Here is a 10,605-nt window from a genome sequence, read left to right on the forward strand (position 1 = left end):
TTGAATTTAGTTTTGTCTAGTTTTGACTGAAAATTTAACAGATTACTCACACCGTTATTTTAACGTTATTTTTACATATGTTCAATAAAAAAACACCGTTATTTTAACGGTGTTTTTTTATTTTTAAATTTGACTTACCGTTATTTTACCAGTATTATGTAAGGGGTATACGGTAAAATAACGTTATTTTAAAGGAGGAACATTTAATGGAAATCTTTTCTCTTGATCTAGGGAACTTACAAACGAAAATTAAGTCTAGTAAAACAGAAAAAGTCTTACCTAGTAGCTTTTTAGATTACGATGATCTAGGGGATCAAAGCACGTCTATATTCAACTCCAAGCTGAAAGTGAATAAATACGAAACAAACTTTGATTCAATGTTTGAATATGCCTGGGGGGAAGACCTTTATCATGCTCACTCCAAAGGTAATTTTATAGACACCATTCACTTTGAAGATCGGTACAACACAAATGAGTTTAAGCTTCTTTCTTCATTTGCGATCGGTGAACTGGCCAAAGACTATGAGGAAGCTAAGAATGGGATTCTAGAGGTTCTTATCGTTACTGGTGTTCCAACTAATGACTTCAATGAATCTTCGGTAAAAGGGATTATGAACGTACTTAAAGGAGATCACAACGTAACTATAAATGATGAAAGCCTAAACGTCCGGGTTAAAGAAGTTAAAGTTCTTCCTCAACCGGTTGGAACGATTTACAATGAAATGCTCGATGCAGATGGTTACTTGGAAAATGAAAATTACTTAGAGGAACAGGTTACGATTGTAGATATTGGTGGAGGAACCATACTCATTGATACTTTAATGAATATGAACCTTTCCGATACTGGACGTGCTCAGAAAGAAAATGGAGCCTATAAGATTTATGAAATGATCACGAACAGCTGTTTAAAAGATAATATTCATGGAATTACAAGTAGTAACGTAGAGAAAATATTGCGTCAAGGTGATAATGACCAATACTTTTTCAGACCAAATAAAAATGAATCTTACAATATAACCAAGCACGTAAAGAAGGCCAAGATTAAGTACACAAGAGAGCTAATTAATACAATCAACTCCACTCTTAAAGGAACATCTAAGATTGATACCTTCTTGTTTACTGGTGGTGGGGCAAACCTGATCAACCATGAAGAAATCCTAAATGCGTATAGACATGCGATCTTTGTAGAGAATAGTGAAACAGCTAATGCAAACGGATTTTATAAATTCGGAAAGGCATCACAACTTGAGGAAGCAGGTGTCTAAAGATGCCCGAAAAGAAAAAGGAACGTGTTGAACTTCAATTTAATATGGAGAAGGAAGCCGACCTTCTTCAATTCATTGATGACAATGGAACCACTAGAGCCGGTTTTATAAAGTCAGTTATTCGCCAATATATGAATGCGATGCAAAGCATGGGCCAACAAAAAATGTTGCAGCAGTCAGCAGAAATAAAGGGGCAACCCCCCGAGAAAGCAGAAACAATAAAATCTGATACAAATAAAGATAAAAAGAAGGTCCTTCCTAAAACAATAGGAGCTTCTTTTTCCTCAAATGACTTTGATTAAGTCGAACATAACAACCCCGAACCTCTTTTATAGAGGTTCGGGGTTGTTATGTTCGACTATTCCTCTACTTTTAACTCTCTAGTGCTTTCATCCATTTCAAATTTAACTCTCTCTTCACTTTGAAGTACTAAGTTGTCGAATTCATCCCTAAGATCGTTTCTCATAAGTGCGGCATTTCTTCCCACGTAAAACAAATGGGGATTGATCATAAATCCATTGGTATGTTTAGCAATGAATTGCTTCTCTCTTAACTTTTTGATGGACTTAGAAATATTCCCTTTGTGAGTCATTAAATGTTCTGCAATTTGCTTCTGCTTGAGATAAGCTACATTATCATTATGGTTCATCTGCTCACAAAGGAAAAATAACGTCCTATAGTCAGTCCCATTTAAATCATTATCTCGCAAGTGCTCGAGCCATCCCAGAATAAAGGAACCCCAATAATTACCAAAAACCTTTCCTCTTGGCATCTTACATCCCTCCTTTTAAAGTTTCTATATTTACAACTATAAAGAAAAAAGATGAATTATATACAACTTTAAGTATAATTTAACGCAACTTTTCATTAAACTTAAAAAGGGAAAAACCTATTTATATCAATGGTTTATCTCATATTTCAAACATATTGTATCCCCTTTATATATAATATGAAAGGGGTAAAATGATGTTAACTGAAACCTTTAGCAGATACGATGCTATGAAAGGAGCCATCATATGAGCAGAACCAAAGAACCATTAGCATGGGTGGCGTTGCTAATTACAATCTTTGCTGCTGTCTTCCCAGATCTATTTCCTCTAATTGGACAAGTAATCATGGTACATTGGTTGAAATTAAGCGTAATTACCATCATAGTCCTATTGGCATATTCGCTTGTGCTGTTAAGCCAAATTTTGACCTTAAACAAAAAAAAAGATAAGAGTTAGGTAAGAGCCAAACCTCTTCCTAACCCTTGTCTGGTCATAAGGTTATTTATTAATGAAATAGGTGTAATAATCTGATTCGTGAAATTTTAGATACCGAATTTTAATGAACATAAACCAATATTTGTATAAAGCTGTTTCCATTTTAGAACGTTCCCTATCTTGATCTAATTTCACTTCATAAACCCTTTTAGATTCATAGGATAGCTTTTCACCTTCTATGGTTCTATATATTATTTTTTGACATATATCATCAAGAAACCAAGGGTGCTCGGGTGTGCCTAAAGGAATTAATATATGTTCTTTAGGCAGCAAAGTTTCAAATGCAAATTTCTTTGACCATACATCCTCATATTTTCCATTTTTTGTTTCGACATACAAATCAAGAGCTGGATTCTCTGAGGCATTTTCAATGACTAAAAAAGACATTCTAAAAGAATCGCCATATTGACCTGCTAATTTCTCAAATTTAATGTCATGTTTATCTTTAACTTGGATTCCCGGGCTATAAGCCGCATCTTTATAAATTTCATATACAGAATCTATCTGAGTTACTTTAAGAATGGGCCTCAGTTCTTTTTTCCTTATCGACCTCTCTTTAAACAAAGTTAATAAAAAGGTAATTATAGCCGCTAACAACACCACATAATTCGTTATGAAACCACTCAATTAGACCCCTCCTTAATCTATTCAAATAATACGAAAATACTCTAAGTGAAGGACTATAGAAATAATAAAGAAAACTACTGCAAAAATCACCGCTAATAAAGGGGATTGAAGAAAACCGAACCCTATTACTACACCAATTAGGGACCAAAATAAACTAAAAAGAATAGCAAAGATTATTGAAACCGGCCGGAACGAGCATAAAACAATCAGCCCCAAAAACACCAGGACACCGACCTTCCAAGAATCAAAGCGAAATCCAATCATCAGCGTCACAAACAAGGATTCCAAGAATATTAATCCACTCGCTGTATTTTCACGTTCATAACGCCGCTTTGCATCTACATACTGAGTTTCATTAAACACCTCCAGACCTCCTTTGATTCAGTTCAGTACAGTCAAGCTTTATTTTTCTTTACTATCGATTTCTTCATAGTCATTCGTTTTTCCTCTGACTGCTTCATGCGTAAATGATACCTATTAATAAAATCATCAGTGACGACTTTTGGATAATAGCCCATGCGTTCTTTAACAATGTTCTCAATCACCCAAACCTTCCTTGTAGCGTTTTCGTACTCTTTAAAGCTTTTCTCCTTCATTTCTTTAACATCTTCCAACTCATTAGCTTTATTTGTAAGGAAACGCCAATTATAAACATCCGTTCGATGTTTACGGGCATATTTTAATAAACATAATAACTCAATGGTGTCCCGCTGTATTAACTCGGGGGTACTTAAAAAAATATCCTGTTCTTCTGGAAGTTGCTCGATTGTACTGGAAACACGCTTTCCATTCTTTAAGACATACCGTGGCTCTAAATCCATCTGGCAGAAAGTACAATATAACCTCTCAACCGGTGATCCACAAAAAGCACATGTATTCATGTTTTCTCTCCTTATCGAGATATTAGCGTGAACTTTGAGGTGAAAAGCTCCACCCAAAAAATAAAAGTCCGGTAGGACACGCAAAATCCTATATCCATGCTATCTCAAACCTTTAAAAACGCTTCAAAAACACTAAGCGTTATTAAAAAATAAAACGTTCTTCAAGCGTTTTATGAAGTTTAAATCCCCCTGTATGAGTTATCATACAGGGGATTTTTTTATGAAAATTCTACCCCTAAAATACGATCACTGGCTTTTTGTGCTTTCTGGGAAGCATTTACGATCAATGTTTTATCCTCTCTCAATTTGTTTAACCATGATTGAATATAAGCTGCGCTGTTATCTATGGTGTGAACTTCAATTCCAGTTACGCCGCAAAGCATGGAAGCTCCTAAATCTGCTATTAATTCTTCCTTACTGTACCTTTCACTTCCGAAACTGATTTTTCCTGTTACTCCTTTACGATCCAACCGCTCCTTATGGCCTGTGCTGTGAACCATTTCATGAAAAAGGGTACTGTAAAATTCATGAACATCTTCAAAATCTTCTTTTGGTGGAACATTCACTCGATCTTCAAAAGGGACATAATAAGCTCGGCCACTTCTAAAACTGAAGGATGGACCGTTAAAGTATTCTTCTTTGATCTTTTCAGCTTCTTCTATAGGATCATGTTCATATGTTTCATGACTCATTTTAGTCTCTAATCCTTTCACCTGAGTACCTACATTAAAAACACGATAGTATCTGAGAAAAGGGATCTTTTTTTCTTCATCTGTATCTTCATCTTCCACTTTAAGCATCTTCCAGAAAACCACAATATGCGATTTCCCCCCTTTTTTGACTTTCCCTCCGGCTTCCTTGATCTGCTTGAAAGTTGCGTATTCTCCACCATCTAAAAGCATTGTATTTATCCCACGATAAGGTTTTTGAGTTTTCCAATTAACTGCAACGCCGTTTTTCCAAGGCTTCTTCCAAGGAATGACCCCTTCCTCCAGCTTTTCAATGATTTGATCTGTAATCATTTCATAAATTTTTTCACTCATGGTTTTCCTCCTTATTTTTCCTTTGGGCTGAAACTCCGAAACGAAGTGAGTTCCCCAAAGGGGGATTATTTTTCCCTTTTGCTATGGAGAACGTGACAACTCCTTATAGGAAGCCGTCAATAAGACCATGGAATACCGAAACGGAGTGGAGGCTATGCCGTGAAAGTTTATTGATGGCTTCCTAATCTTCTTAGTTTCCAATGGGGAAAGGCTTACGGTTCCTGCCCCATTGGAGACTTAGAAGATTCAAGGACGTTGTACGATTCGGAGTGCAAAAGGAAAAATAACCAAAATAAAAAAGCAGGCGTTGGCCTGCTTTCCACTCTGATATTGATTTCCGGTTCGTGCGGTGCGGCCAAAGGCAAATAGATCAGGAACCAACGGAATGTAGGCGAAGGATGAGCCTTACAGTCCGTGGTTATCGAGCTATTTAGTACCGCAGCGATACGTACAGAATGACAGGAAGCGTTTTTTGCTTCCTGATCAATCTGTAGTACCACCGCCCAAAAGTTTCTTGAACTATAATTTTACGCTTTTAAAATATATCTCCTTCCAAAATAACTTCAACTCCAACGATAAATGCCATTCTTTTCATTCCTTTGATTTCCCCACGTAATTGCTCAATGAGAAGATCGTCAGAGTAATGTTGTCGTCCTGATTTATATTCAATTGAATCATTAGTTAAACTGAGCGAAGTAAAGTATCCTCTCCCCGGTCTGATTATTTACAATATAATTAATACATAGGCAATATTTACTTTTCTACTAAAAAAAGAAAAAAATAAGGAGAAAAATGGTAAGTTACTTATTGTGCTTAAAGTCATAAAAAAATACAAAAAAAGAGGTATTAATCATGAAAGAAGTAGCAAAAAAATCTTTTATTTCTCTACTTGCATTAGTTTTAATGCTGGGAATAGTACATCCTCACATTACTAATGCCTCAGAGAGAACCGTGGACGAAAATAGTAATATGGAAGAAGTCCAGGAAGCTTTACAGAAATACATAACAACAGATTCTGAAGGTCGTGTATCATTCGACGTGGAGAAGGCTGTGCAAGATGGACAAAGTGATTTCGTAATTGAATCTGGAAAATACGTCAACCGTTTAGATCAGGAATACAACCCTACAGGTTTCACAACTATGGGGCTGAGCTTTCCAGTTTGGGGTAATTGGTGTGGACCTAAACATAGTGGAGGAACACCAAAGGACTTACAAACGCTAACTATTTCGAAACTGAGTCTTTTGCTAAAGGGCAGGTTAGTTGAAGACTCAGTTTCGAGATAATTGTATCCTTATAACATAACTTTCTGTGGTAAAATGTGGATTAAGCTAGTTCTTTTCACATGCAAAAGGGGGATTATATGATAAGTGAAATTTTCTTGAGAAATGTAGCAACTTATGACAATGAGGGTGCAAAAATTAAAGGATTAGAAAAAGTGAATTACTTTTATGGAAGCAATGGTTCTGGAAAAACAACTATTTCTGAAGTGTTGCGTAACTATGACCAATTTCCAGATTGCCATATAACGAAAGCTAAACCTGACCACAAGATATTTGTTTATAATCGAAATTTTGTTGAAGAGAACTTTAGACAGAACGAATCTATAAAAGGTATTTTCACTTTAGGAAAAGACCAAAAAGAAACCATAGAACAAATTAAGGAAAAAAAAGAAGATATAGTGAAACATAGAGAAAAAATTAGCGACTTGAGGGAAGGGTTAGAAAAGAAAGAAGACGAAAGGTCCAGTAATGAAAGGATTTTTATGGAAGAGTGTTGGAGAATAAGAGATAATTATAAACCATATTTCAAAGAGGCATTTACAGGTTATAATAAGGAAAAAAAGAAACTACTGAAAAAATTTATAGAGGAAACTGATAATAATAAAGAATTAAAGGACTTTGAAAACTTAGTCCAGAGAAAAGAGGCACTTTTTGAACGGGAGCTTGTTAAAAGAGACACTATACGTCTCATACAATCCACTATTGAGTTCCAAGATATTTCTATCCTAAATACAAAAATAATTGGTGCAGATGATGTAGACATTTCTAACTTAATAAATAAATTAAGCATTAGTGATTGGGTACTACAAGGGCATGAACATATGCATAATTCAAATGGTATTTGCCCATTCTGTCAGCAAGAACTCCCAGAGGAGTTAGATGCTAAATTACATAGTTACTTTGACCAAACATACTCTGATCAAATAAATAGGTTGAAAAATTTTTCTGAGATCTATGAGAAATATGCAGAAGGTATTATATTCCAATTAAAAGAATTAATTAAAGAAAAAAATGATTATTTAGACAATAGTAAGCTCCATGATATCTTTCTATTAATTGAAGCTAAGATAAAGGACAATATGAACCTAATTAAGAGTAAAATTAATGAACCAAGTAAGGTTATTGTTTTACGAGATGTTTCTCAGAACATCATTGATGTAAATGCTGAAATTAAAAGAGCAAATGAGTTAATCACAGAAAATAATGTCTTAGTGACTAATGCCAAAGAAGCTAGAGAGATATTAATTGAAGATATATGGAGATATTTGATTGAGCAAAATAAGAAGAATTATTCCAGATATAAGTCAAAAGATGTTCAGTTGGTTAAAGAAATAAATGGAAGGGAAACTGGATTGAAAAACAAGGTTAACCATAGGAAACAATTGGAGGAAGAGCTTTCTCGACTTCAAAAGCAAGTTACAAACATTAAACACTCAGTAAATGAGATAAATAAGAGGTTAAACTCCTTTGGTTTTACAAATTTCAAATTAGATACCGCCTCTGAGAAAGGTCATTATAAGATAGTACGGGAAAACGGGGAAGATGTAGATAATACACTAAGTGAAGGTGAAAAGACGTTTATAACTTTCCTTTATTTTTATAATTTATTAAAGGGCAGTACAGATAGTGAAGAAATCACTACTAATAAAATAGTAGTGTTAGATGATCCGATATCTAGTTTAGATAGCAATATTCTGTTTATAGTAAGTAATCTTATTAGAGAAATTATTGAGGAGGTAAGAAGCGATACAGGAGATGCTAGACAATTGATTTTACTGACACATAATATTTACTTCCATAAAGAAGTTTCATTCAAACAATCAAAACAATCTCGCAGCGACGAATCGTTTTGGATTGTTAGAAAAACAGATAACAAATCTTATGTTCAACAATATGATGAAAATCCCATTAAGTCTTCTTATGAACTTATGTGGAAAGAGTTATTCCATTTAAAGAACCAAAGCTTAATAACCACTCAAAACGTGATGAGAAGAATTCTGGAAAATTATTTTACTTTCTTTGGAGGAATTAATTTAACAGATATAGTCAATAAGTTTGAGGATGAAGAAAAAATGATCTGTAGATCATTAATTTCTTGGTTACACGATGGTTCCCATCATATTAATGAAGATTTATATGTAGAGAGAAGTTTAGATGCTGTGGAAAAGTATTTAGATGTATTCATGCGGATTTTTTATAAAATGGGGCATGGTTCTCATTACGAAATGATGATGGGAAATGTTGAACAAGTTGTAACTGAAGATGGTTTAAGTGAAAACGAAATAGATATAGGAAACAAAGAAGCTGCATCTACAAGTGAATAATAAGTTATAGCAAGATAACAATTATAGAGGAGTATTTAAATGAACAGAGAAGAAGTTGAAACCTATTTTAGAAATCATCAGCAGGAAGCTCTAAGGCGTACTAATGAGCTTATGAAAAGTCACTTTGGAAGGGTATATTCCAATTTTAATGGCCTTATAGGTGGTAAATTTAGAACTTATGGTGTAGACGTAGGTGATTGTGATACAGCAGAAGAATGTGTTGAAGCTTGGTTGGAAGGGCATGAAGAAATTTATCAACGTGAGAAGAATCAATCTGATAAGTCTTCTTATAGAATAGAATTAATGCTTCAAGACAAATACCTTAGAAAGTTTATTGAGAATTTTGTAGCAAAAGCTTACTTCAAAAATAAGTAACTTTAGTTAAGCACTAAAGCCATAAAACCCCTGGCTTTGATTATCTTGAAATCGAGTCTTCAATTAACGGGGGCGATTGTTCAAGAAGAATATGCGCCTTTCTTATCTAAAAAGGCTATTACCATTATGATAATAGCCTTTTTACGTTGAGAATAGTTGCTTAAGGAACGTACATTGTTCTAATCCATTTTGTTTTTTATCTCTTTTAATTCTTTAAGTATTTCTTTTTGTAGCTCTACATTTTCTTTTCTGATTGCATTAGCTTCATCCATGTTTTGATAACCTTTATTTGTCTGCTTAACAGCAGACTTGGCAAACCTTGAGACGGTAAAAGCTAAAACTACAACAAATACTAAAAATGCAACCAATATTATATCCATATTTATCTTCCCTTAATATATATTTGTTCACTGAGTTATATCTACAATGATGCTTTTATCTTCACCTAAAGGTTTGTTATTTTCATCTCTGGGCGCTTTCACTTGAAGTGTTATTGATTCTATCTCATCAGCATTAGCTTCGTCTAATAAATAGGAAGCATAGGCCCGATGTTCCCCGGTGCCCCTATAACCAAACGCTAAGTTACCACTCATACGGAGGTTCGGTTCAACCCAATCCCCCTCACCATTCACCTTTATTGGAAGAAATTCTCTTTCAAAGGTTAAAGTATCTTGTTCTGAAGTAACTGTAAAATCTAACCTGACAAATGTAACTTCACCATCTGGGAGGTTATCTGTATAGGTATCATTTATTTCACCTTTTTGTACGGAAACACCGAGTATATCTACAGTTACTGGTCCTGATGTAACAGTACCCACTTCTGTTTTTGAATTTACAACATCAAATTCGCCTAAAGAAAACATATTTTCTTCTTCAGAATCATTATTGTCCCTATTCTCTTCTCCTTCAGAATCTTTGTTTTCCACTTCCTGAGATTCATTCGTTTCTTCAGAAGTCACTTCACTTGTTGTTTGACTTTCATTACAAGCAGCTAACAATATTAATGAACTCAATAAACATGAGTAGAATAAGTACTTCAAATTACATCCTCCTTAATAACTTATTCCCATAAATACTACCAAAATCGATGTTTTCATACAATAAATGTGGTAGAGTCTCGAAGTATATACATTCATTACTGTACATTACTCAGAAAAAATAAAGAAGCTACGAAGACAAAATAACAATACATAAAGGAAATTGCTTCGATTTCGAGTAATCAACTAAAGGCCTCATAAATATATGTAACTCAATTCAGTTTGATTGAGTTTTAGGGAAATTAATGATGTATCTTGAACAAGTGTTATGTTAGGAAAAGATACGGAATCCTTAGTAAAATTTTAGTTTCCTTTCGGTTTATCTGGGCTTATTTCCTTGTAGGATAACGTGATAGTAAAAGTATTCCCAATATTAACTTGATATCGAGTCTTACGGAAACGGGGGCGCGCGACAAGTTCTGCTATAAGCGTATTTTAGCGTGAAAAGCAGGAAGTTTATTTAACTAAATTTTAACTGTACAACGGAGGATGGGAATGAAGGATCCA

The 10,605-nt window shown here is 34.4% G+C and carries 12 protein-coding genes; 5 read left to right on the forward strand and 7 right to left on the reverse strand.

The annotated features are described in order from the left end of the window. The first annotated feature begins 206 nt into the window (after nt 1-206). Both ACXAJH_RS19990 and ACXAJH_RS19995 read left to right on the forward strand, forming a co-directional pair. Nucleotides 207-1,265 (forward strand): ParM/StbA family protein, encoded by a 1,059-nt coding sequence (locus ACXAJH_RS19990; RefSeq protein WP_474995002.1) that lies wholly within the window; start codon nt 207-209, stop codon nt 1,263-1,265. A 2-nt stretch (nt 1,266-1,267) separates the two neighbouring features. Further along, a complete protein-coding gene (locus tag ACXAJH_RS19995) occupies nt 1,268-1,567 on the forward strand; it encodes a hypothetical protein (RefSeq protein WP_474995003.1) in 300 nt (99 codons plus the stop codon). Between the two features lie 56 nt (nt 1,568-1,623). On the opposite strand, the gene ACXAJH_RS20000 is transcribed toward ACXAJH_RS19995, so the two are convergent. From ACXAJH_RS20000 to ACXAJH_RS20020, 5 genes are all read right to left on the reverse strand, one after another. Next, the gene (locus tag ACXAJH_RS20000) at nt 1,624-2,037 is read right to left on the reverse strand and encodes a replication/maintenance protein RepL (protein WP_474995004.1); all 414 of its coding nucleotides are present in this window, start codon (nt 2,035-2,037) and stop codon (nt 1,624-1,626) included. A gap of 496 nt (nt 2,038-2,533) precedes the next feature. After that, entirely contained in the window at nt 2,534-3,157 is a 624-nt protein-coding gene (locus ACXAJH_RS20005; protein WP_474995005.1) for a hypothetical protein, read from the reverse strand. A gap of 21 nt (nt 3,158-3,178) precedes the next feature. Continuing rightward, a complete protein-coding gene (locus tag ACXAJH_RS20010; RefSeq protein ID WP_474995006.1) occupies nt 3,179-3,520 on the reverse strand; it encodes a hypothetical protein in 342 nt (113 codons plus the stop codon). A gap of 32 nt (nt 3,521-3,552) precedes the next feature. Then, a complete protein-coding gene (locus ACXAJH_RS20015) occupies nt 3,553-4,038 on the reverse strand; it encodes a hypothetical protein (RefSeq protein WP_474995007.1) in 486 nt (161 codons plus the stop codon). 218 nt (nt 4,039-4,256) lie between these two features. Continuing rightward, nucleotides 4,257-5,081: an ArdC family protein gene (locus tag ACXAJH_RS20020; protein WP_474995008.1), complete on the reverse strand. Its 825-nt coding sequence runs from the start codon at nt 5,079-5,081 to the stop codon at nt 4,257-4,259. A gap of 852 nt (nt 5,082-5,933) precedes the next feature. Here ACXAJH_RS20020 and ACXAJH_RS20025 point away from each other — a divergent pair. The 3 genes from ACXAJH_RS20025 to ACXAJH_RS20035 all read left to right on the forward strand — a co-directional run bounded on the left by ACXAJH_RS20025 (nt 5,934) and on the right by ACXAJH_RS20035 (nt 9,061). Further along, complete coding sequence (locus ACXAJH_RS20025; RefSeq protein WP_474995009.1) at nt 5,934-6,365, forward strand: hypothetical protein; 432 nt, start codon at nt 5,934-5,936, stop codon at nt 6,363-6,365. 77 nt (nt 6,366-6,442) lie between these two features. Further along, complete coding sequence (locus tag ACXAJH_RS20030; protein WP_474995010.1) at nt 6,443-8,686, forward strand: AAA family ATPase; 2,244 nt, start codon at nt 6,443-6,445, stop codon at nt 8,684-8,686. A 39-nt stretch (nt 8,687-8,725) separates the two neighbouring features. Continuing rightward, nucleotides 8,726-9,061, forward strand: a complete 336-nt coding sequence (locus tag ACXAJH_RS20035; protein WP_474995011.1) for a topoisomerase — start codon at nt 8,726-8,728, stop codon at nt 9,059-9,061. Nucleotides 9,062-9,240: 179 nt separating this feature from the next. Here ACXAJH_RS20035 and ACXAJH_RS20040 read toward each other — a convergent pair whose 3' ends face one another. Both ACXAJH_RS20040 and ACXAJH_RS20045 read right to left on the reverse strand, forming a co-directional pair. Continuing rightward, the gene (locus tag ACXAJH_RS20040) at nt 9,241-9,441 is read right to left on the reverse strand and encodes a hypothetical protein (RefSeq protein ID WP_474995012.1); all 201 of its coding nucleotides are present in this window, start codon (nt 9,439-9,441) and stop codon (nt 9,241-9,243) included. 27 nt (nt 9,442-9,468) lie between these two features. After that, nucleotides 9,469-10,101, reverse strand: a complete 633-nt coding sequence (locus ACXAJH_RS20045) for a hypothetical protein (RefSeq protein WP_474995013.1) — start codon at nt 10,099-10,101, stop codon at nt 9,469-9,471. Nucleotides 10,102-10,605: the final 504 nt, after the last annotated feature.

The sequence above is a fragment of the Halobacillus sp. ABD4_316 genome (assembly GCF_056161385.1).